Annotated in this window: 20 protein-coding genes and 1 tRNA gene; 9 read left to right on the forward strand and 12 right to left on the reverse strand. The window is 60.2% G+C overall.

What is annotated here, in order from left to right; genetic code table 11:
- Window positions 1-223: 223 nt before the first annotated feature.
- The gene (locus HBO05_RS16055; RefSeq protein WP_169873893.1) at window positions 224-1,417 is read left to right on the forward strand and encodes a DUF3596 domain-containing protein; all 1,194 of its coding nucleotides are present in this window, start codon (window positions 224-226) and stop codon (window positions 1,415-1,417) included.
- A gap of 133 nt (window positions 1,418-1,550) precedes the next feature.
- Here HBO05_RS16055 and HBO05_RS16060 read toward each other — a convergent pair.
- Window positions 1,551-1,640 (reverse strand) — tRNA-Ser (locus HBO05_RS16060).
- Window positions 1,641-1,973: 333 nt separating this feature from the next.
- On the opposite strand from HBO05_RS16060, the gene HBO05_RS16065 reads away from it, so the two are divergent.
- The 3 genes from HBO05_RS16065 (at window position 1,974) to HBO05_RS16075 (ending at window position 4,653) form a co-directional block, all read left to right on the forward strand.
- The gene (locus tag HBO05_RS16065) at window positions 1,974-2,663 is read left to right on the forward strand and encodes a crotonase/enoyl-CoA hydratase family protein (RefSeq protein ID WP_169956995.1); all 690 of its coding nucleotides are present in this window, start codon (window positions 1,974-1,976) and stop codon (window positions 2,661-2,663) included.
- 216 nt (window positions 2,664-2,879) lie between these two features.
- Window positions 2,880-3,602 (forward strand): 1-acylglycerol-3-phosphate O-acyltransferase, encoded by a 723-nt coding sequence (locus HBO05_RS16070; RefSeq protein ID WP_170043290.1) that lies wholly within the window; start codon window positions 2,880-2,882, stop codon window positions 3,600-3,602.
- A 79-nt stretch (window positions 3,603-3,681) separates the two neighbouring features.
- Window positions 3,682-4,653, forward strand: a complete 972-nt coding sequence (locus HBO05_RS16075; RefSeq protein WP_169956993.1) for a magnesium and cobalt transport protein CorA — start codon at window positions 3,682-3,684, stop codon at window positions 4,651-4,653.
- A gap of 24 nt (window positions 4,654-4,677) precedes the next feature.
- On the opposite strand, the gene HBO05_RS16080 is transcribed toward HBO05_RS16075, so the two are convergent.
- The 3 genes from HBO05_RS16080 to HBO05_RS16090 form a co-directional block, all read right to left on the reverse strand.
- A complete protein-coding gene (locus HBO05_RS16080; RefSeq protein ID WP_169956992.1) occupies window positions 4,678-5,400 on the reverse strand; it encodes an amidotransferase in 723 nt (240 codons plus the stop codon).
- Between the two features lie 98 nt (window positions 5,401-5,498).
- A complete protein-coding gene (locus HBO05_RS16085) occupies window positions 5,499-7,643 on the reverse strand; it encodes a 3-hydroxyacyl-CoA dehydrogenase NAD-binding domain-containing protein (RefSeq protein WP_172313342.1) in 2,145 nt (714 codons plus the stop codon).
- A 16-nt stretch (window positions 7,644-7,659) separates the two neighbouring features.
- Window positions 7,660-8,865, reverse strand: coding sequence for an acetyl-CoA C-acetyltransferase (locus tag HBO05_RS16090; RefSeq protein ID WP_169956990.1), 1,206 nt, complete (start codon window positions 8,863-8,865; stop codon window positions 7,660-7,662).
- Between the two features lie 686 nt (window positions 8,866-9,551).
- On the opposite strand from HBO05_RS16090, the gene HBO05_RS16095 reads away from it, so the two are divergent.
- Window positions 9,552-10,364 (forward strand): cytochrome c, encoded by an 813-nt coding sequence (locus tag HBO05_RS16095; RefSeq protein WP_172313344.1) that lies wholly within the window; start codon window positions 9,552-9,554, stop codon window positions 10,362-10,364.
- Here HBO05_RS16095 and HBO05_RS16100 read toward each other — a convergent pair.
- From HBO05_RS16100 to HBO05_RS16120, 5 genes are all read right to left on the reverse strand, one after another.
- On the reverse strand, window positions 10,361-10,900 hold the full coding sequence (locus HBO05_RS16100; RefSeq protein ID WP_172313346.1) for a C40 family peptidase: 540 nt from the start codon (window positions 10,898-10,900) through the stop codon (window positions 10,361-10,363). The genes HBO05_RS16095 and HBO05_RS16100 overlap by 4 nt on opposite strands.
- 144 nt (window positions 10,901-11,044) lie before the next feature.
- Window positions 11,045-11,674, reverse strand: a complete 630-nt coding sequence (locus HBO05_RS16105) for an NlpC/P60 family protein (protein WP_057438759.1) — start codon at window positions 11,672-11,674, stop codon at window positions 11,045-11,047.
- Between the two features lie 213 nt (window positions 11,675-11,887).
- Window positions 11,888-12,592 (reverse strand): DnaA regulatory inactivator Hda, encoded by a 705-nt coding sequence (hda, locus tag HBO05_RS16110; RefSeq protein WP_029292403.1) that lies wholly within the window; start codon window positions 12,590-12,592, stop codon window positions 11,888-11,890.
- Between the two features lie 215 nt (window positions 12,593-12,807).
- Complete coding sequence (locus HBO05_RS16115; protein WP_172313348.1) at window positions 12,808-13,881, reverse strand: AI-2E family transporter; 1,074 nt, start codon at window positions 13,879-13,881, stop codon at window positions 12,808-12,810.
- Between the two features lie 43 nt (window positions 13,882-13,924).
- Window positions 13,925-14,983: a DUF2066 domain-containing protein gene (locus HBO05_RS16120; RefSeq protein WP_172313350.1), complete on the reverse strand. Its 1,059-nt coding sequence runs from the start codon at window positions 14,981-14,983 to the stop codon at window positions 13,925-13,927.
- 358 nt (window positions 14,984-15,341) lie between these two features.
- On the opposite strand from HBO05_RS16120, the gene purM reads away from it, so the two are divergent.
- From purM to HBO05_RS16140, 4 genes are all read left to right on the forward strand, one after another.
- On the forward strand, window positions 15,342-16,400 hold the full coding sequence (purM, locus tag HBO05_RS16125; protein ID WP_172313352.1) for a phosphoribosylformylglycinamidine cyclo-ligase: 1,059 nt from the start codon (window positions 15,342-15,344) through the stop codon (window positions 16,398-16,400).
- On the forward strand, window positions 16,400-17,050 hold the full coding sequence (gene purN / locus HBO05_RS16130) for a phosphoribosylglycinamide formyltransferase (protein ID WP_169956984.1): 651 nt from the start codon (window positions 16,400-16,402) through the stop codon (window positions 17,048-17,050). The genes purM and purN overlap by 1 nt, the downstream gene beginning before the upstream one ends.
- Before the next feature lie 8 nt (window positions 17,051-17,058).
- Window positions 17,059-17,772 carry a DUF3108 domain-containing protein gene (locus HBO05_RS16135; RefSeq protein WP_170043285.1) on the forward strand — a complete coding sequence of 238 codons (714 nt, stop codon included), beginning with the start codon at window positions 17,059-17,061 and terminating at the stop codon, window positions 17,770-17,772.
- Window positions 17,773-18,140: 368 nt separating this feature from the next.
- On the forward strand, window positions 18,141-18,329 hold the full coding sequence (locus tag HBO05_RS16140) for a hypothetical protein (protein WP_169956982.1): 189 nt from the start codon (window positions 18,141-18,143) through the stop codon (window positions 18,327-18,329).
- A gap of 93 nt (window positions 18,330-18,422) precedes the next feature.
- Here HBO05_RS16140 and HBO05_RS16145 read toward each other — a convergent pair whose 3' ends face one another.
- The 3 genes from HBO05_RS16145 to relA all read right to left on the reverse strand — a co-directional run bounded on the left by HBO05_RS16145 (window position 18,423) and on the right by relA (window position 22,237).
- Window positions 18,423-18,968, reverse strand: a complete 546-nt coding sequence (locus HBO05_RS16145) for a DUF2058 domain-containing protein (RefSeq protein ID WP_076963006.1) — start codon at window positions 18,966-18,968, stop codon at window positions 18,423-18,425.
- Window positions 18,969-18,993: 25 nt separating this feature from the next.
- Window positions 18,994-19,827, reverse strand: coding sequence for a nucleoside triphosphate pyrophosphohydrolase (gene mazG, locus HBO05_RS16150; protein WP_172313354.1), 834 nt, complete (start codon window positions 19,825-19,827; stop codon window positions 18,994-18,996).
- Window positions 19,828-19,993: 166 nt separating this feature from the next.
- On the reverse strand, window positions 19,994-22,237 hold the full coding sequence (gene relA / locus HBO05_RS16155) for a GTP diphosphokinase (RefSeq protein WP_169956980.1): 2,244 nt from the start codon (window positions 22,235-22,237) through the stop codon (window positions 19,994-19,996).
- Window positions 22,238-22,247 lie beyond the last annotated feature (10 nt).

The following is a 22,247-nucleotide window of genomic DNA, read 5'->3' on the forward strand; positions in this document are numbered from 1 at the left end:
AACCACCAGAAGTGCAGCAAAGCACGCCAGGCGCTAAACGCTCAGCGGCGGGCCGAGGAAGCCCAATCCGGTACCGCACAGGCACCTAGAAAAAGTGCCAGCCTATTCTGGTTACTTCGCCAACAGTGATCGGCAACACTAAAACCGCAATACATCAGGCCCGGCGACGGGCCTTTTTTCTTCCTGTTGGCAGAATCTTTCGATACATCGTGTGGGGACGGATATGGCAGATGGCGTAGAGGCCCGTGGCAATTCGGTACGGGTCTATTTTCGTTTCAATGGCGAGCTTTGTCGGGAGCTGGTGCCCGGCGGCAACACACCGGAGAACCGTGAGCATGCAAAGCGCCTGGTGACGGTGATCGAATACGAGATACAGGCTGGCACCTTCGATTATCGCCGGCATTTTCCCGAATCGACCAAATTGGCCGAGAACAGCTTTGGGCATTACCTGGACCTATGGCTGACCATCAAGAACAACAGCGTGGCCGCGACCTCTTTCCGTGGGTACAAAAACAAGGCTGAGGTGCATGTGCGGCCCCGCTGGGGTGACATTCAGATCGATCAGATTGACCACCTGGACCTGCAAGAGTGGATTCAAGGGCCGCTGTCGAAACGTCTCAAGAACAAGACGATCCGCGACATCATCAGCAACGTGCGCCAGGTGTTCCGGCTTTACCGCACCAGGAAGAAGGTCGCGCACGACCCAACCGAAGGTTTATTCGTCCGCCTGCCCGATCCAGAGGCGCCGGACCCGTTCACCAGGGCGGAAATCAAGCAGATCCTTGAAACACACACCAGTCGCACCCAGGAGCTACTGATGGTGCAGTTCATGATCTGGGCAGGCCCACGGGTGTCGGAGACCATCGCGCTGGCCTGGGAGGACGTCGACCTGAAACAGGGGACAGTGACTTTCCGCCGGTCCAAGGTGCGCGGGGCCTACCGCGTGACCAAAACCCGGCGCTCGACGCGCAAAGTGCGCCTGCTGGAGCCCGCGTGGGATGCCCTGCGCAAACTGGACGCCATCAACCAGCTCAAGACTGTGGACACGGTCGACGTCGTCGAGCGGGACAACAAGACCGTCCGCAAGCACAAGCTGCATTTTGTGTTCCTGAACACCAAGAGCGGCCTACCGCACGTCAGCGACTTCGTCGTGAGGGACAGGTTCTTCAAAGCGCACTTGAAAGCGGCCGGCGTTCGCTATCGTGGTCCTGGCCAATGCCGACACACCTACGCCAGCCAGTTGCTCACCACCGGCGTGGCCTCGGTCGACTGGATCGCGGAACAGATGGGCCACACCAGCGCGAATATGATCCGGCAGCACTACGGCATGTGGATCAACGAGGACGGCCCGGACGTCATCGGCATGCTGCAGCACGCCCTGGGCATTCAGCCACCAGGTGCTGACGAAGGCCCGTAAACCGGGGTTCGAACGCGGCCAATTCAGCAGCCCGTATTCCCATGGATGTTCCCATATGGGGCTTTTTTGACCCTCTGAAAACACAAAACCCCTGAAAACTTTAACGTTTTCAGGGGTTTAGTCGTTTCAAATTTGGCGGTGAAGGAGAGATTCGAACTCTCGATACAGTTTCCTGTATACACACTTTCCAGGCGTGCTCCTTAAGCCACTCGGACACTTCACCGTATCTCGTCAAACTGATTCAGTCTGTCGAGGCGCGCTAATGTAGTCGAAAGCTTTTCCGATGGCAAAGGTTTTTTTCAGAATTTTCATGCGCTTAGACGGTTATCCCATGCCGCCTCCCTCTGGCGCGGTGTGGAGGGCGGCGATTGTGCCATTTTCAAGGCGTGTCGGTATGGGGCCAAGGTGGCTGGCGAGCCCTGACGTAGCCTACTCTGGGCCGGGCGGTTGGGAAAAGTCTGACTGGCCAGTCAGTCATGGCGCTTTACCGGGGCGGCCATGCTGGGTAACGTCTGCGGCCTGCCCTTCTATTAAACGTATTACAAGGAATCGCGTCATGAGTGAGTTGATTGCCTACCACCTCGAAGACGGTATCGCGACCCTGACCTTGAGCAACGGTAAGGTCAATGCCATTTCCCCTGCCGTGGTCAGTGCGTTTAATGAAGCGCTGGACCAGGCCGAGAAGGATCGCGCGGTGGTGATTATCACCGGTACGCCGGGGATTCTGTCGGGTGGTTATGATTTGAAAGTGATGACGGCCGGCCCTAAAGAGGCGGTCAGCCTGGTGACGTCGGGCTCGACCCTGGCGCGTCGCCTGTTGTCGCACCCGTTTCCGGTGATTGTCGCGTGCCCTGGGCATGCGGTGGCAAAGGGGGCGTTCCTGTTGCTGTCGGTCGATTACCGGATTGGTGTCGAGGGGCCTTTTAGCATTGGCCTGAATGAAGTGATGATCGGCATGACCATGCACCATGCCGGGATTGAACTGGCCCGCGATCGCCTGCGTAAGTCGGCGTTTCATCGTTCGGTGATCAATGCCGAGATGTTCACCCCGCAGGACGCCTTGAGCGCCGGTTTCCTCGATAAGGTGGTGGCACCCGAAGAGCTGCAAGCCGCGGCCCTGGAAGCGGCGCGGCAGTTGAAGAAGATCAATATGAACGCCCACAAGCAAACCAAGCTGAAGGTGCGTAAAGCCCTGCTGGATCTGCTGGATAACGCGATCATTCAGGACCAGGAACATCTGGGCTGAGTCTCCCGAGACCGCATCAAACAAAGCCCGACCCTGCGTCGGGCTTTTTCTTACAGCCCGTTCTGAATCACCTTGCAACCGCTCTAGATGGCATCTGTCTCCATCTGCTGAAACATGTACTTAAACATCGCCCATCTCCTACCACTACAGGGGTAATTGCCGAATACAGTGCACGTCCGTACACTGCGCCACCTTTTGTCCCGATGGTCCGTGTCGATGCTCTATTGTTTACGCATGTTATTGATGGGCCTGCATTTTCTGATTGCCGGTGTGCTGGGCGTGCTGCTGGGGATCTGCCGGCCGTTCAACCCGGATAACAGCCGCCTGTGCGCCCGCCTGTATGCTCTGCCGGCCATGTGGATCCTGCGGCTGCGGGTCAAGCCGCAAGTGGACTCGCTGCGCAACAAGCCGAGCAGTTGCGTGATTATTGCCAACCACCAGTCCAACTATGATTTGTTCGTGTTCGGCAATGTGGTGCCCTATCGCACCGTGTGCATCGGCAAAAAAAGCCTGAAGTGGGTGCCACTGTTCGGGCAACTGTTCTGGCTGGCGGGCAATGTGTTGATTGACCGGGGCAATGCGCAGAAGGCGCGGCGGTCGATGTTGACCACCACCCATACCCTGCAACACGAAGAAACCTCGATCTGGGTGTTTCCGGAAGGCACACGCAACCTGGGTGAATCGTTGCTGCCGTTCAAGAAGGGCGCGTTCCAAATGGCGATTGCCGCCGGAGTGCCGATTGTGCCGGTGTGCGTCAGTACCTATGTGACGCAGATGAAGCTCAATCGCTGGAACAGTGGCGATATCTTGATCCGGTCATTGGCGCCGATTCCTACAACAGGATTGACGATGGATGACATGCCCGGGCTGATGGAGAAGTGCCGGACGCAAATGGTCGAGTGCATTGAAGCCATGGATAAAACACTGCAAAAAACCTGACGGCAAGCCGGCTCCTACAATGTGGCGTTTCAGGCTAAGCTGGCCGGTTACTGCCACTTGTGAAGAAGCGATCAGCATTATGGGTAGAGTTGTTGCGGCGGCCGTCTATAGCGCCGGTAAAAAAGTCCGGGATATCACCCTCGATGAAGGCGCCGCCTGGGCGGCCAAGCCTGATCACTTTGTATGGATCGGCCTGGAAGAGCCCGACGCCCAGGAACTGGCCAATCTGCAACGCCAGTTCAACCTGCATGAACTGGCCATCGAAGACGCCCTCGAAAAACACAGCCGGCCGAAGCTGGAAACCTTTGGCGACGCACTGTTTATCGTGACTTATTCGCCGGTGCGCCATGAAGGCAAGCTGGAGTTTATCGAGACCCATATTTTTGCCGGCAACGGCTATATCATCACCGCGCGCAACGGCCACTCGGCGTCCTACGGCTATGTACGCCAGCGCTGTGAGGCGCGGCCGCTACTGCTGGAGCACGGGGAAGATTTCGTACTCTATGCCCTGCTGGATTTTGTCACCGAAAACTACCAGCCCGTGAGTGAGGCGATTCATGCCGAGATCGATGCGCTGGAGCACAACGTGTTGTGCAACTCCCTGAACGAGCGCGATATCCAGAACCTGCACGGCCTGCGCCGCGACGTACTGCGGCTGCGCCGGCATGTGGCGCCAATGGTGGAAATCAGCGAGGAATTGCAAAAGCTGAGCTTCCCGTTTATCGACAAGAACATGCGCCCATACTTTCGCGATGTAGAGATCCACGTCACGCGGCAGATGGAAGACCTTTCGACCCTGCGCGACATCGCCAGCCAGACCATCGAGATCGGCGTGCTGCTCGAAGCCTCGCGCCAGAGCGTGGTGCAGCGCAAGTTTGCAGCCTGGGCGGCGATCCTCGCATTCCCCACGGCGGTGGCCGGGATCTATGGGATGAACTTCCAGAACATGCCGGAACTGCAATGGCACTACGGCTATTTTGCGGTACTGGGATTTATCGCGGTGGGGTGTACGGGCCTGTGGGCCAGCTTCAAGCGCTCGGGGTGGCTGTAACCTGCCCACCCCGGCCGGCCGGGGTCAAGCGACCTGCGGCTTGTGGGCTACAAAACGCATCATCCATTCCGCCACGGTTACCCCGTGGTGGTCATGGGCAAGGCTGGCGACGCCCTGCTGGTAGATCTGTTCGCCAAGGTTGAGCTGGCGAATGTCGAGCAAGGCCCGGGAGTAATCGTGGATAAACTCCGGATGCCCCTGGAAGCACAGCACCTGATCATTGATGTGATAAGCGGCAAACGGGCAGAAATCGCTGGAGGCGATCACCGTGGCGTTTTCCGGCAAGGCGGTGACCTGGTCCTGATGGCTGATCAATAGGGTCAGTTCTTCTACCACCGGGCTCATCCACGGCGCCTTGGCGGCCAATTGATAGTTGTGCGTGCCCACGCCCCAGCCCTGGCTCGCCCGCTCGCTCTTGCCGCCCAGCAGCAGCGCCAGCAGTTGATGGCCGAAACAGATGCCGAGCAGCTTGTCGCCCCGCTCGTAACGGTTCAGCAGGTAGGCCTTGAGGGTTTCGATCCACGGGTCGGTAGCGAAGGAATCCGCCTTGCTGCCCGTGACCAGGTAGGCGTCGAACACTTCGCTGTCCGCCGGGTAGTGGCCTTGCATCACGTTGTAGACGACGAATTCGGCGGCAATCGGCTGCTGCGAAAACAGGCGCTGGAACATCTGCCCGTAACCTTGATATTGATCGACCAGTTCCGGACGCAGGATATCGGTTTCCAGAATGCAGACGCGTAGCGACATAAAAAATACCTGACACGGTGATGGGAATAACGCACACCCGCCAGCCTGCCCTGAAATACCCTTTCAAGGCAAGCCCCCACCCATGACCTGTCGGGAGGTTAGAACGTTGTGCCCTGGGCGGCCTTTTCCAGCAACAAGGCTGGCGGGGTGAACCGTTCGCCGTATTGCTCGGCCAGGTAACGCGCCCGCGCCACGAAGTCGTTCAAACCGTACTGGTTGATAAACTGCAGCGCCCCGCCGGTCCACGCCGCAAAGCCGATGCCGAAGATCGAACCGATATTGGCATCGGCGGTGGACATCAACACGCCCTCCTCCACACACCGCACTGTTTCGATGGCCTGGATAAACAGCAGGCGGTCGCGCACATCCTGTGCCGAAATCTGCTGGCCGGGCTTCTCGAAGCGCACCTTGAGTTCTGGCCACAGGTATTTCTGGCCACCGCTGGGGTATTCGTAGAAACCACCGCCCGCCGCCTTGCCCGGGCGCTTGTACTCATTGAGCAACAGGTCGATCACCGCAAACGCCGGATGCTCGGGCAGCGTCTTGCCTTCGGCGTGCAGATCCTTGGCTGTCTGCTGACGGATATGGCTCATCAGGCTGAGGGAAACTTCGTCAGAAATCGCCAGCGGACCAATCGGCATCCCGGCCTTGCGCGCTTCGGTCTCGATCATCGGCGCGGCTACGCCTTCGCCGAGCAGGGTGATGCCTTCGTTGGTGAAGGTGCCAAATACCCGCGAGGTGAAAAAGCCGCGACTGTCGTTCACCACAATCGGGGTTTTCTTGATTTGCAGTACGAAATCAAAACCACGAGCCAGGGTTTCGTCGCTGGTATTGGCACCTTTGATGATTTCCACCAGTGGCATTTTTTCCACCGGGCTGAAGAAGTGCAGGCCGATAAACTTGCCTTGGTCCGGCACCGCATTCGCCAGGCCGCTGATGGGCAAGGTGGACGTATTGGAAGCAATCACCGCGTCAGCGCCTACCACGCGCTGGGCCGCCGCCGAGACCTTGGCCTTGAGGTCACGGTCTTCGAATACGGCTTCGATGATCAGGTCGCAACCGGCCAGGTCGGCATCGCTGTCTGTAGGATGGATCCGCGCCAGGGTGCTTTCCCGCTGCTCAGGCGTCAGTTGCCCACGGCTGACTTTCTTGTCCAGCAGCGCCGCCGAGTGGGCCTTGCCCTTCTCTGCCGCCGCCAGCGTCACGTCCTTGAGCACCACTTCCACTCCCGCCGATGCACTGGTGTAGGCAATCCCCGCGCCCATCATGCCGGCGCCGAGGATGCCGACCTTGCGCGTGACATACGGCGCAAACCCCGCAGGCCGTGAGCCACCAGCGTTGATTTCGTTGAGCTGGAACCAGAAGGTGCCGATCATATTCTTCGCCACCTGGCCGGTGGTGAGCTCGGTGAAGTAGCGGGTCTCGATCAGGTGCGCGGTGTCGAAGTCCACCTGGGCGCCCTCCACGGCCGCACAGAGGATTTTCTCCGGCGCCGGGAAGCAGCCATTGGTTTTGCTGCGCAGGATCGACGGCGCAATGGCGAGCATTTGCGCGACTTTTGGATTGGACGGTGTGCCACCTGGAATCTGGTGACCCTTGATATCCCAAGGCTGTTTGGCCGTCGGGTTGGCCAGGATCCAGGCCCGGGATTTGGCCAGCAGTTCATCGTGATCCGCCGCCAACTCGTCGATCAAACCGGCTTGCAGGGCCTTCTGCGCGCTGATCTTCTTGCCTTCCAGCAGGTACGGCAAGGCCTTCTCCAGACCCAGCATGCGCACCATGCGCACCACCCCGCCGCCGCCCGGCAACAGGCCGAGGGTGACTTCCGGCAAGCCGATCTGCACGGCTGGATGATCCAGCGCCACGCGGTGCTGGCACGCCAGGCATAGCTCCCAGCCACCGCCGAGGGCGGCGCCGTTGATCGCGGCCACCACCGGCTTGCCGAGGGTTTCCAGGCTGCGCAACTGCGCCTTCAGGCCCAGGACCATGTCGTAGAACGCCTTGGCATGGGGCTTGTCGACTTTGATCAGCTCATTGAGGTCACCGCCGGCAAAGAAGGTTTTTTTCGCCGAGGTGATTATGACCCCGGCAATCCCATCCTTTTCCGCATCCAGGCGTGCGACCGTGGCGGCCATGGCCTCGCGGTAGGCCGCGTTCATGGTGTTGGCACTCTGGCCGGGCATGTCGAGGGTCAGCACCACGATTTGGTCCTGGCCTTTTTCGTAACGAATGGCGTCGGTCATGACAGATTCCTTAGGCTCAGAGGCGTTCGATAATGGTGGCGATACCCATGCCGCCGCCCACACAGAGCGTGGCCAGGCCGTAACGCTGCTGGCGCACCTCCAACTCGTCGAGCAAGGTGCCGAGGATCGCGCACCCCGTGGCCCCCAGCGGGTGGCCCATGGCAATCGAGCCACCATTGACATTGACCCGGGCGGCGTCGATGCCCATGTCCTTGATGAACTTGAGCACCACCGAGGCGAAGGCTTCGTTGACCTCGAACAGGTCGATGTCCTCGACCCGCAGGCCGGCCTTGGCCAGGGCCTTGCGGGTGGCCGGCGCGGGGCCAGTCAACATGATGGTCGGATCGGTACTGGTGACGGCGGTGGCGACGATACGCGCACGCGCTTGCAGGCCCAATTCACGGCCCCGGGCCTCGGAGCCGATCAGCATCAAGGCCGCGCCATCGACAATCCCGGAACTGTTACCCGGTGTGTGCACATGCTGGATGCGCTCGACATGGCTGTAGACCCGCAAGGCCGTGGCATCGAAGCCCATCTGCCCCATCATTTCGAAGCTCGGCTTGAGTTTGCCCAACCCTTCGAGCGTCGAGTCGCCACGGATAAATTCGTCGTGATCGAGCAGTACGATGCCGTTCTGGTCCTGCACCGGGATCAGGGATTTGTTGAAGGAACCATCTGATCTGGCCCGCGCCGCTTTCTGCTGGGAGTGTAAGGCGAAGGTGTCGACATCTTCGCGGCTGAAGCCTTCCAGGGTGGCGATCAGGTCGGCGCCAATCCCCTGGGGCGTGAAGTGGCTGTGCATATTGGTCTGCGGGTCCAGCACCCAGGCACCGCCATCGCTGCCCATGGGCACGCGGGACATGGACTCGACACCGCCGACCACCACCAGGTCCTCGAAGCCGGAACGCACCTTCATCGCCCCAAGGTTGACCGCCTCCAGGCCCGACGCACAGAAGCGGTTGACCTGCACACCGGCGACGCTGACGTCCCAGTCGGCTACCAACGCGGCGGTCTTGGCGATATCCGCGCCCTGGTCCCCGACTGGCGTGACGCAACCGAGCACGATGTCATCCACCTGGCGCGTGTCCAGGTCACTGCGCTGTTGCAGGGCGCTGAGCAAGCCGGCCAGCAGGTTCACCGGCTTGACGCTGTGCAAGGCGCCATCGGCCTTGCCTTTGCCCCGGGGCGTACGTATCGCATCAAAGATCAAAGCTTGGGTCATGACGTCCTCGAACCACTGTGCAATGGAGCTCTCAAGGGGAGAGCCGACCGTGCCCTTACCTTAAGCGCCGCCAGGGCAGATTCAATGACCGATGCGCTCATTGGCCTTGACGAGCACGCTCAGACGAACGGTAGGAGGCTGGCGAAAACCCCAGGTTAATCGTTTTAGCTGTCTAGCCAAGGGGCTGGCGCGAAGATGGCCATATGCCTCATGCGCTTTTAAAAGGATTTCAATCTAAGTTGATATGAAAGCGATCTAAGCCACGCCCGACATGGGCTCTAAGGTTGAATCAGTAAGAAGTGTATGACGCTGCTGCCGGGTCTTGCTGGAGCAGCTGTAAGAAAAATGCCATCTCGCAGGCCTAACGTAGTCAATGATGGTGCTTGCATCGGCGCATTTGACGCTCAGGAATAACAACAAAAGGCAGTCAGCCATGTTCAAACAATCGAAAGTCCGCCAGGCGGGGCTCATTCTCTTCGCCACCACACTGATTCTGATTTTGCCCAACCTGACCAAGATCATTGGTTGAGCGGGCCGATCACACCTAGACATTGCAGCCTTTGGCAGCACCGCCCGGGAAACCGCGTAGAGCGTTCCCGTGGCCGGGGCTGTCTTTTTTGCGTACGGCTTCGTCGTCGATGTCCGGTATCCTGAGCCCAGACCGCCACTGCCGAATGGGACTCGCCTTGAAACACATTATCGTCCTGCTGATGCTGATCCTGGCCTACCCCGCCAGCGCCGCCTCGTTGACCATCGAGCTGGATCACAGCCGCACAACCTGGCAAACCGCCGAGTTGCTCAAGCACCCGGCAGCGCAAACCGTGCAGATCGTTGATGACGTTTCCTACAAGCGCAACATGACCTATCGCGCAGTACCGCTGGCCGTACTCTTGCCGGGCGTGTTGGCGCAGAACCATGTGCAGGCGGTAGCGCTCGATGGTTTCGCCGCCGAACTGGCTGCCGCGCCGCTGCTTTCGCAAAGCGGCGCCCAGGCGTGGTTGGCGGTGGAGGATCCGGCCCAGCCATGGCCCCCGCTGGCCAAGGGCAAGCCCAGCGCCGGGCCGTTTTACCTGGTGTGGACCCAACCCCAGGCGAGCGGGATCAGCCCGGAACAATGGCCCTTCCAGATCTCGACGATCAAACAGTTGAAAACCGTTGCCGAACGCTTCCCGGCGCTGCTGCCGGACCCTGCGCTGGCGGTGGACGATCCGGTCAACCAGGGGTTCGCCCTGTTCCAGAAGAACTGCCTGGCCTGCCATCGCCTAAACGGCGCAGGTGACGCGCAGGTAGGCCCGGACCTGAATCTACCCTACAGCCCCACCGAATATTTCGGCGGCGACTTTCTCAAGCGTTACATCCGTGATCCCCAGAGCCTGAGGCATTGGCCGCAAGCCAAGATGCCGGCGTTTACCGCCAGCGTGTTGCCAGAGGCCGACCTGGAGTTGCTGGTGGGCTATTTGAAGCATATGGCCACTCGCAAAACCGACACCCCCTTCTAGGGGTTCCGCGCCAGATGCTCCGACGGCAATACGCGCTTGGCGCTCAGATAGGCATTCTGCCAGTAGGCCTTGGACAAGGTATCAAGCTTCACCGTACCGCCGGTTTGCGGTGCATGGACGAAACGCCCTTCACCCACATAGATGCCGGCATGGCTGACCTGCGAGCCGCCGCCCGTGGCGAAGAACAGCAAGTCACCGGTCTGCAGCGCATCTTCACGCACGTCCTGGGCCCGCATCACGATCAACTCGCGAGTGGTGCGCGGCAGGGAGATACCAGCGGCATCGCGGTATACAAAACCAATCAGGCCACTGCAATCAAACCCCGAATCCGGAGTATTGCCGCCCCAGCGATAAGGCGTGCCGACCAGGCCCAGGGCGCGAAACAGCACATCTTCAGCCGCTGGCGAAAAATTCTGGGTGGCGTAGTTGAAGACCGGCTTGGGCTTGACAGCCACAGGCGCAGGTGGAGGACGGCTGGCGCAGGCACTGAGCAGTGCGGCGCAAACAACAAGAATTAGGCGGGCCGAGGTCGACATGGGCAGAACAATCCTGATCTGGATGCGGCTTTCGCTGCCGAACGCTGAAAACTAGACCGCGCAAGCAAGCTTGCGCGGTCAGGTTCGCAACAATATCTCAGGATTCTAGCGGTTACGCGTCAAACTTCAAGTATCACTTTAACTTTACTTGCGAGCGGTAACGGTAGTCGGGGCCATCGCCAATGCACGCTTGGCTTCGATGAAGGTTTTGCTCCAGTAGCTGTCGCCCAGCTTATCGACCCGCACCCCACCGCTGCGGCGGCTGCTGGAGTGGATGAACTGGTCATCGCCCAGGTAGATACCGGCGTGGCTGACACGACCACGGCCATTGGTACTGAAGAAAAGCAGATCGCCAGGCTTGAGGTTGTTCCGTGCGACCAACGGTGCATCCACGTTGATCATTTCGCGGGTGGAGCGCGGCAGGTTCATGCCGGCCTCTTCACGAAACAGATAGCCGATAAAGCCACTGCAGTCGAAACCGGCTTCAGAGGTACCGCCGAAACGGTAACGGGTACCGATCAGGGACATGCCGCGTTCGAGAATGCTATCGGCCAGCAGCGGCAGCTGATAAGGCTTGCTATCGGCGAACTGGGCCAGTTCTTTTTCGGTCGCCACCTCTTCTTCATAAACAGAAGAAGACTGTGCTGCGACGAATTTGGCTTGATGCTGTTGTTGCGGCTTTTGCTGCTCGACCACCTGCTGGGGGTGGGTGGCGCAACCAAACAACAGGGTAACGAGTGCGAGAGGCACGAGGGGTGCGAAGCGATTTAGCATGGGCACGACCGTGGCTGATATGTAAAGAAGTCGAGACTATGCCTTCTATGACATCGATTTGCAAATTCAATCGTGATCTATGTGACTTCTTGTTTGACCTATGTCATCTAAGCCCTTACACCCCATTTAAGCCCTTTTGCGTGGCCATAGCGGCTCAAGCGCAGGTTTTCTGGCGCCTGGAATTTGCCAGGAGCACCGGTTTCAAAGGGCTGGCTACCAGCCGAGGGTTTCTTTGAGAAAGGGGATAGTGAGCTTGCGCTGGGCCTGCAAGGAGGCCTGGTCGAGCTGCTCGAGCAAGTCGAACAGCGCGCTCATGCTGCGGGTACCGCGGGTGAGGATGAAATGCCCGACTTCATCGGTCAGGTGCAAGCCACGGCGCGAGGCACGCAGTTGCAGGGCCCGCAATTTGTCTTCGTCGGACAGCGGGCGCATCTGGAAGATCAGCGCCAGGGTCAGGCGCGACTTGAGGTCTGCCAGCTTGACCGGCAATTCCCGTGGCGAGGTAGACGCGGCAATCAACAGGCGCCGGCCACTGTCGCGCAGGCGGTTGAACAGATGGAACAGTGCTTCTTCCCAGTCTGCCCGGCCGGCGACCGCTTGCAGGTCGTCCAGGCACACCAGTTCGTATTGCTCAAGGTTGTCGAGGATACCGATGCCACGGTCCAGCAGCTCGGCCAACGGCAGGTACACCGCCGGCTCACCCAACTGCTCAAAACGCAGGCAGGCGGCCTGCAACAGGTGGGTCCGCCCCACGCCGTCCTTGCCCCAGAGGTAGATCAGGCTTTCCGTCCACCCGGCGTCGGCTTCGCAGAGCCGCTCGACATAGCCGAGTGCAGCGGCATTGGCGCCTGGGTAGTAATTGATGAAGGTAGCGTCGTCACGCAGACGCACACCTAGGGGCAGCTGAATCGGTTTCATGCTGACTGAACGGTTCCAATCGAACCGTTAGTGGCCTCTGTGAAAAGTTTGCAAAGTTTATACCCGTGACGCCGGGCGCACAATGCAACAGACCACAAGCAAAATCAAAGGTTTGCGTTAACTCATTGGATTTTTTGGAGATTGTTTGACGCGATGGCTAAATGCCAAGCCCTAGAGGTAACAAACCCGGCCTTGAGCCGGGTTTGTGATCAGCCTTACAACTGAGGGTCATCGGCGCCCGTATAGACGTCCGAATCCTTGTACACATCATGCACATGGCGCACCAGCACCATGATCACCGCCGCCACCGGCAGCGCCAGGAGGATGCCGGTAAAGCCAAACAGCTCGCCGCCCGCCAGGATCGCAAAGATCACGGCCACCGGATGCAGGCCGATGCGGTCGCCCACCAGCAACGGCGTCAGCACCATGCCTTCCAGGGCCTGACCAACCATGAACACCGCGACAATCCCCAGCATCGGGTACAAGTCGCCGCCAAACTGGAACAGGCCGGCCACCAGCGCCGCGCCAATCCCGATGACAAAGCCCATGTACGGCACAATCGCCGCCAGGCCGGCAATCATGCCGATCAACAGGCCCAGTTCCAGGCCAATCGCCATTAGCCCGCCAGCGTAGATAATCCCCAGCGCGACCATCACCAGCAACTGCCCGCGAACAAACGCACCCAGTACCTCATGGCACTCCCCGGCCAGGGACACGATGCGCTCCTCGCTATCACGGGGCAGCAGGTTGCGGATCTTGGCCATCATGATGTCCCAGTCACGCAGCAGGTAGAACGCCACCACCGGGATCAACACCAGGTTGGTCAGCCAACCGATCAGCGCCAGGCTGGAAGCCGTGGCTTGGCTGAGGATCACCCCGACGATATCGGTGGTCTGGCCCATATGCTCGCTGATCGCGGCCTTGACCTTGTCGAACTTCCAGAAGCCATCGGCCAGGCCGAGCTTGGACTGCGCCCACGGCATGGCCGTGTGTTGCAGCCAGTCGAGCATTTGCGGCGCCAATTCGTACAGGCGGATCATCTGCTTGGCCAGCATCGGCACCAGCACCAACAGCAGCGCCATGACGATCAGGGTAAACAGCGCAAATACCGCCACCACGCCCCAGGTGCGCGACAGGCCGAGTTTTTCCAGGCGATCGACCACCGGGTCGAACAGATAAGCCAGCAGCAACGCGACCAGGAACGGCGTCAGGATCGAATGCAGCAAGAACACAAAGACGCACAGCAGGACAATCCCGCCAAGCCACACCCAACGACGCGTATCCGCCATAAACCACTCCATCTGTCAGTTGCTTCTATATAAGGAAGAACATTTACCAACGAAAACGCAGCTGCGGCTCGGGCTCGGCTTGCGGCACGGGTGCCCGTGAAGCGCCTTCGACCACTGGCGCCGGCACAGGTTGTGGCGCGAGCGCCTCGCCGGCCGGCACTTCCTGCAGCTTGGCCAGGCTCAACTGGCTGCGCAGTTGCTCGCTGCTGCCATTGACCCGATAGACGATCCGGTCGCCATCCACTCGCTGCAACTGCGCACCAAAGGGCTCCAGCAGGTGACCGAGGGCGGCGTAGCGTTCCAGGGTCATGCCCTGCACTTGCAGCAACTGCTCGCTCGACACCCCGGCTTTTACCGCAAACCGTGGGGCAAGCCGCTCACTGACCGCCAGCAAGACGGCATCGGCCAAGGCCGCGGTGTCGGCGCCCTGTACGGTGCCCTGCTCGGCTTTGTCACCCAGCCACAGGCGCCACTTGGCTTGCCATTGGCCCGTGTCTTCACGGGCATGCACCGCCAGCAGCGCATCGGCGCCATAACGCTCGGAGGCCGAACGCAGGGGCGCGGGATCTGCGCTCTCAAGATTAGGCGCGGTGGCAACGATCTGTTCATCGAGGTCACCCAGCGGCAGGCGCAACGGCAAGCCCCGATGCTGGGCCGCACGGCGCAGCGGCTCGGCAGCGGCCTGGCCATCACCCACCAGGCTGCTGCCTTCGGTGGAATCGCTGAGCCACCAGCCAAGGATCGATGGCCGATTGTTACCCCACAGCGCCAGGCCGGCATCACGCAGGGCGCGGTCGGTGCTGACCGGATCGAAATCCACTTGCAGGCTTTCCGGCGGGCCGGCGTCGTAGCCGTACTGGCTGATGATCTGTTGCGGATCCTTGCGAATTGCCGCCAGGCCAGGGCCCTGGGCGGCCTTGGTGTCGCCGGTGAGGCGGATCACCAGGGTTTCCAGGGCGCGCTGGGTAGCTTGTGCGCGCTCCTCGGGCGCCTGGCTGCTGACCGGCTCCAGCACTTGATAAAGACCATTAACAGTTTCGGCATGACTGGCCAGGCTGACCAACGACAAACAGCCCACAAAAAAATATCTACTCAGACCCATGAAAAAAGATTCCCGAACGACAAAAAAGCGGCTGGAACAGGCCGCGTGAAGAAGGTTAAGCAAGGCTGTGACCACAGCGACCGGCAAAACATTCACAAGGCCCCGGTAAGTTTTCGTACTGTCATAACGATAGCGGGTTAAAGGCTATACCTTAATACAGGCGATCGCGGCGCCGATTAAGGTTTTTTTAGCACCATATGCCCCTGCCCGTCGGCCCGAGGATGGCCGCTGCCCCTCAAGCCTGATAAAATCGCGCGCCTTCGCAGACCGTCAACGGCTGGGCGTCCTGAAGTGTTCGACTTCCGTACCCCCACCGCATCGGTCGTTACCCCTGAATCCCCCCCTAAAGGCCTGGATCATGAGCAAGCAACCCTCCCTGAGCTACAAGGACGCCGGTGTAGACATCGACGCCGGTGAAGCATTGGTCGAACGCATCAAGAGCGTCGCCAAGCGCACTGCGCGCCCCGAAGTCATGGGTGGCCTGGGCGGTTTCGGCGCCCTCTGCGAGATCCCGGCCGGCTACAAGCAGCCTGTGCTGGTCTCCGGCACCGACGGCGTGGGCACCAAGCTGCGCCTGGCGCTGAACCTGAACAAGCACGACACCATCGGCATCGACCTGGTGGCCATGTGCGTCAACGACCTGGTGGTATGCGGTGCCGAGCCGCTGTTCTTCCTCGACTACTACGCCACCGGCAAACTGAACGTGGAAACCGCTGCACAAGTGGTCACCGGTATCGGCGCTGGCTGCGAACTGTCGGGTTGCTCCCTGGTCGGCGGCGAAACCGCTGAAATGCCAGGCATGTACGAAGGCGAAGACTACGACTTGGCCGGCTTCTGCGTCGGCGTCGTGGAAAAAGCCGAGATCATCGACGGCTCCAAGGTAGCTGCCGGTGACGCCCTGCTGGCCCTGCCATCGTCCGGCCCGCACTCCAACGGCTACTCGCTGATCCGCAAGATCATCGAAGTGTCCGGCGCCGACATCGAGAACACCCAGCTCGATGGCAAGCCTTTGACCGACCTGCTGATGGCCCCGACCCGCATCTACGTCAAGCCGTTGCTCAAGCTGATCAAGGACACTGGCACAGTCAAGGCCATGGCCCACATCACCGGTGGCGGCCTGCTGGACAACATCCCGCGCGTGCTGCCAAAAGGCGCCCAGGCCATCGTCGACGTGGCCAGCTGGCAGCGCCCGGCGGTCTTCGACTGGCTGCAAGAGAAAGGCAACGTCAACGAAACCGAAATGCACCGCGTGCTGAACTGCGGCGTGGGCATGGTCATCTGCGTGGCGCAAGAGCACGTGGAAAGCGCGCTGAACGTACTGCGTGAAGCCGGCGAGCAGCCATGGGTGATCGGCCAGATCGCCACCGCTGCCGAAGGCGCTGCCCAGGTTGAACTGAAGAACCTCAAGGCTCACTGATGCCAGCAACCTGTGATGTCGTGGTGCTGCTCTCCGGCACCGGCAGTAACTTGCAGGCCCTGATCGACAGCACGCGCGCCGGCGACAGCCCGGTGCGCATCGCTGCGGTGATTTCCAACCGCAGCGACGCCTACGGCCTGCAACGCGCCCAGGACGCGGGTATCGATACCCGCTCCCTGGATCACAAGGCGTTCGAAGGTCGCGAGGCCTTCGATGCAGCCTTGATCGAACTGATCGACGCCTTCAACCCCAAACTCGTGGTGCTCGCCGGCTTCATGCGCATTCTCAGCGCTGATTTCGTGCGCCATTACCAGGGGCGCCTGCTGAATATCCACCCTTCCCTGCTGCCCAAATACAAAGGGTTACACACTCACCAGCGGGCCCTTGAGGCCGGCGATACAGAGCACGGCTGCAGCGTGCACTTTGTCACCGAGGAACTCGATGGCGGGCCACTGGTCGTACAGGCAGTAGTTCCGGTAGAGTCTGCGGACTCAGCGCAGAGCCTTGCGCAACGGGTTCACACCCAGGAACACAGGATTTACCCGCTGGCGGTTCGCTGGTTTGCCGAAGGACGCTTGGTTCTCGGTGAACAGGGTGCATTGTTGGACGGCCAGTTACTTGCGGCCAGCGGCCACTTGATTCGTACCTAGGAGATTTTATGCGTCGCGCCCTGCTCTTCGCTTTTGCTCTGCTTGCCCTGCCTACCGTGCACGCGGCAGATCTTCAGCCTTTCTCCGCCAGCTATACCGCCGACTGGAAGCAGTTGCCCATGAGCGGTACTGCGGAACGCAGCCTGGAAAAAACCGCCGACGGTACCTGGAAGCTCAGCTTCAAGGCCTCGATGATGATCGCCAGCCTGACCGAAACAAGTACCTTGACCCTGGACAAGGATACTTTGCTGCCACAGTCCTACCACTTTGAACGGGGTGGGCTGGGTAAAGCCAAGAAAGCCGACCTGGACTTCGACTGGACCGCCAAGATGGTCACCGGTACCGATCGCGGCGATGCAGTGAAGATCCCGCTGAACCGTGGCATGGTCGACAAATCCACTTACCAGTTGGCCCTGCAGCATGACGTGGCCGCCGGCAAGAAAACCATGAGCTACCAGGTGGTGGATGATGGTGAAGTCGACACCTATGACTTCCGCGTGCTGGGTGCCGAGAAAGTCGACACCAAGGCCGGCAAGATCGACGCCATCAAGGTTGAACGCGTGCGCGACCCGACGCAAAGCAAGCGCACCACCGTGATGTGGTTTGCCAAGGATTGGGACTACCTGCTGGTTCGCCTGCAGCAAGTCGAAACCGACGGCAAGGAATACAACATCATGCTGTTGGACGGCACGGTCAATGGCAAGGTTGTGAAAGGCATCTGATCGTTGATGGGTTGAAAGAGCCTCGCTAAATGCGGGGCTTTTTTTCGCCTGGAGTTTGTGGTGAGGCGACTGGCGCTATCTATCGCAGGCAAGCCAGTTCCCACAGGTGAGCGCATTCCAAGCTGGCTTGCCTGCGATAGCGGTGGGATGCCCGGCACACGGCCAAAAGCCTCACTCAAACATGAAACTTTTGTCATAAATCCCCGCCCCCTGCGACGCAATGTCGCGGTTTACTTGGCCTGGAGCATTGTTGCGTTTGCTGCAATGAATTGTTGCGCGCAAAGTCAGTTTACTTAGCAAGCTAACAAAATATATAACAAAGGCCTGCGACGCCTTGCCGCAGATCAACCAGAGACTGGAGCAAGCAGATGACAGTAAAAGTAACGGAACGCGACGATGCCCATATGTCCCACGAGGCCCTGGCCCACGGAATTCATATCTGGGATGTACATCAACAAGACCTGCTGGTCGGTATGTTTCACAACGAGTCCGACGCCCATAACTATAAAAACGAGCTCGAAACCCTCGAAATGAGACGCCAGGCATCTAGCTCCTGAATAACTGAAATCCCATAGCCACCCGGCCCACGCAGCCGCAGTGCCTATAAACACAAACCCCGCCTTTTGAGCGGGGTTTGTTGTTTTAACGCTTTACCACATCAGATCGTCAGGGATCTGGTAGGCGGCATACGGATCATCTTCATCCGGTACCTGGGCCTCGGTGAGGATGTTCATCTGCACGATACGCTCCGGTGCGCGCTCCTGGATTTTCAGCGCGGCCTCCCGCGGGATCACTTCGTAGCCGCCGCCGTGATGGACAATCGCCAACGAGCCGTTGCTCAGCTTGTTGCGCATCAAGGTGTTGACCGACAGGCGCTTGACCTTCTTGTCGTCCACGAAGTTGTAGTAGTCCTCGGTGGTCAACTTGGGCAGGCGCGAGGTCTCGATCAATTGCTTGACCTGCGCAGCACGGGCCTTGGCCTCGACCTTTTCCTGCTGCTGGCGGTTGAGCTCCTGGTCGCGCTTGACCTTCTCGGCCTGCGCTTCCAGGGCCAGGCGCTGCTGGGTGTCATCGGCCTGGGCCTGGCCTTTGTGAACCAGGCGCTGCTGCTTCTGCTTGTCTTTGCCGACCTGCTTGGCCTGCTTCTGATTGACCAGGCCTGCTTTGAGCAACTGGTCGCGAAGGGAAATGCTCATGGTGCTTACTCACTTAGGCAACTGCTCAACCGCAGTTGGACACATTCTTTTCCTGGCGTTTGGCTTCGCCCCATAGGGCGTCCAACTCTTCGAGGGTGCAATCTTCCATGGGACGGTGGGTGTCGCGCAATGCCTGTTCGATAAATCGGAATCGCCTTTCGAATTTGGCATTGGCACCGCGCAGGGCGGTTTCCGGGTCCACCTTGAGGTGCCGCGCCAGGTTGACCGCCGCAAACAGCAGGTCACCGACTTCATCGGCAATCGCTGCCGGGTCGTTGTCGGCCATGGCTTCGAGCACCTCATCGAGCTCTTCACGTACGTTATCCACCACCGGCAACGCCGCCGGCCAGTCGAAGCCGACCTGGCTGGCGCGCTTTTGCAATTTGGCCGCGCGAGACAGGGATGGCAAGGCGGTAGGCACATCATCGAGCAGGGACAATTGCTGCGGGGCGTCGGATTTTTCTGCGCGCTCCTCGGCCTTGATCTGCTCCCAGCGCGCCTTGACCTGCTCTTCGTTTAACTGAGGATTATCCAGCGGCGCATACAGGTCACCGGTGGGAAACACATGGGGATGGCGGCGAATCAGCTTGCGGGTGATGCTGTCGATCACGCCGACAAACTCGAAGCGCCCTTCTTCCCGGGCCAACTGGCTGTAATACACCACCTGGAACAACAGGTCGCCCAACTCGCCTTGCAGATGATCAAAATCCCCGCGCTCAATGGCGTCGGCGACTTCGTAGGCTTCTTCCAGGGTGTGGGGCACGATACTGGCGTAGGTTTGCTTGATGTCCCACGGGCAACCGTATTGCGGGTCGCGCAGGCGGTTCATCAGGTGTAGCAGGTCTTCAAGTGAATACATCGTTCTCTATCCGATCAAGTGGGAAAACCACCGAGCAAATGTGGGAGCCGGGCTTGCCCGCGATGCAGGCACCTCGGTATCGGGTAGACCGAGGCGCCTGCATCGCAGGCAAGCCAGCTCCTACACAAGCCCGCTCCCACATTTCAGGCCGCACTCATCCAGCGACTCATGGCGTGCGGTTACGCCGGGTCTCGATGATGTTCGGCAACTGGGAAATACGCCCCAGCAGCCGCCCCAACGCGTCCAGCCCCGGAATCTCGATGGTCAGGGACATCAACGCAGTGTTGTCCTCCTTGTTCGAGCGGGTGTTGACCGCCAGTACGTTGATCCGCTCGTTGAGCAGCACTTGCGAGACGTCACGCAGCAACCCCGAACGGTCGTAGGCGCGGATGATGATGTCCACCGGGTAAGTGAGCACCGGCACCGGGCCCCAGCTGACCTGGATGATCCGCTCCGGCTCGCGCCCGCCCAGTTGCAACACCGAGGCACAATCCTGGCGGTGAATGCTCACCCCACGGCCCTGGGTGATGTAGCCGACGATCGCGTCGCCCGGCAACGGCTGGCAGCAGCCGGCCATCTGGGTCATCAGGTTGCCCACGCCCTGGATCTGGATATCGCCGCGCTTGCCCGGCTTGTAGCCCGTGGCCTTGCGCGGAATCAGCTCCAGTTGCTCGCTGCCGCGCTCCGGTTCCACCAACTGCTGGGCCAGGTTGACCAGTTGCGCCAGGCGCAAGTCGCCGGCGCCGAGGGCGGCGAACATATCCTCGGCAATCTTCATGTTGGCTTTTTCGGCCAACTTGTCGAAATCCACCTGGGGCAGGCCCAGGCGCCCCAGTTCGCGTTCGAGCAGGGTCTTGCCGGCGGCGACGTTCTGGTCCCGCGCCTGCAGCTTGAACCAGTGGACAATCTTCGCCCGCGCCCGCGATGTGGTGATGTAGCCCAGGTTCGGGTTCAGCCAGTCGCGGCTCGGCGTGCCGTGCTTGCTGGTGATGATCTCGACCTGTTCACCGGTCTGCAGGCTGTAGTTGAGCGGCACGATGCGCCCGTTGATCTTGGCGCCACGGCAGTTGTGGCCGATCTCGGTGTGCACGCGATAGGCGAAGTCCAGCGGCGTCGCGCCCTTGGGCAGGTCGATGGCGTGGCCGTCGGGGGTGAAGATGTAGACCCGGTCAGGCTCGATATCCACCCGCAACTGCTCGGCCAGGCCGCCGATATCACCGAGTTCCTCGTGCCACTCCAGCACTTGGCGCAGCCAGGAGATTTTCTCTTCGTACTGGTTGGAGCCCGCCTTGACGTCGGTGCCCTTGTAGCGCCAGTGCGCGCAAACGCCCAGCTCGGCTTCCTCGTGCATGGCGTGGGTGCGGATCTGCACTTCCAGCACCTTGCCCTCGGGGCCGATCACCGCGGTGTGCAGCGAGCGGTAGCCGTTTTCCTTGGGGTTGGCGATGTAGTCGTCGAATTCCTTGGGAATATGCCGCCACAGGGTGTGGACGATGCCCAGCGCGGTGTAGCAATCGCGCATTTCCGGCACCAGCACACGCACGGCGCGCACGTCGTAGATCTGGCTGAAGGCCAGGCCCTTGCGCTGCATTTTGCGCCAGATCGAATAGATATGCTTGGCGCGGCCGCTGATATCGGCCTCGACACCGGTGGCCTGCAACTCCGAGCGCAACTGGCCCATCACATCGCTGATAAAGCGCTCACGGTCCAGCCGCCGCTCATGCAGCAGGGTCGCGATCTGTTTGTATTGATCGGGTTCGAGGTAGCGGAAGGACAAGTCCTCCAGCTCCCACTTGATATGGCCGATCCCCAGGCGGTGGGCCAGGGGCGCATAGATGTCGAAGACCTCGCGGGCGACGCGGTTGCGCTTTTCGTCATCGGCGGTTTTCACCGCACGGATCGCGCAGGTGCGTTCGGCCAGCTTGATCAGGGCTACGCGCACGTCGTCGACCATCGCCACCAGCATCTTGCGCAGGTTTTCTACCTGGCCCTGGGTGCCCAGCACCATCGACTGGCGCGGGCTGAGGCTGGCGCTGATCGCGGCCATGCGCAGCACGCCATCGATCAGCTTGGCCACCACCGCGCCGAAACGCTGGCTGACCAAGGGCAACGCGATATGCCCTTCGCGCACGCCGCGATAGAGCACCGCGGCGATCAGCGAATCCTGATCCAGCTTGAGGTCGGCGAGGATCTCGGCGATTTCAAGCCCGGTACGAAAACTGGAGGTTCCTTCGGCCCAAAGATTCTTGGCCGCATTGTCTTGCTGTTCAGCCTCGCGAGCGAACTCGCAGGCGGCTTTCAAGGCTTCACGGTCCAGTGCCGGATCGACACTGATGGCATGATCCAGCCATGCCTCGAGATTGATACTGCCGTCGGTGTTGATCGGCTGGTGTGCTCTCACCTGTACCATCTTGCTTACC

The organism is Pseudomonas sp. WS 5079 (assembly GCF_012985465.1).
In the GTDB taxonomy this organism is placed as follows: domain Bacteria; phylum Pseudomonadota; class Gammaproteobacteria; order Pseudomonadales; family Pseudomonadaceae; genus Aquipseudomonas.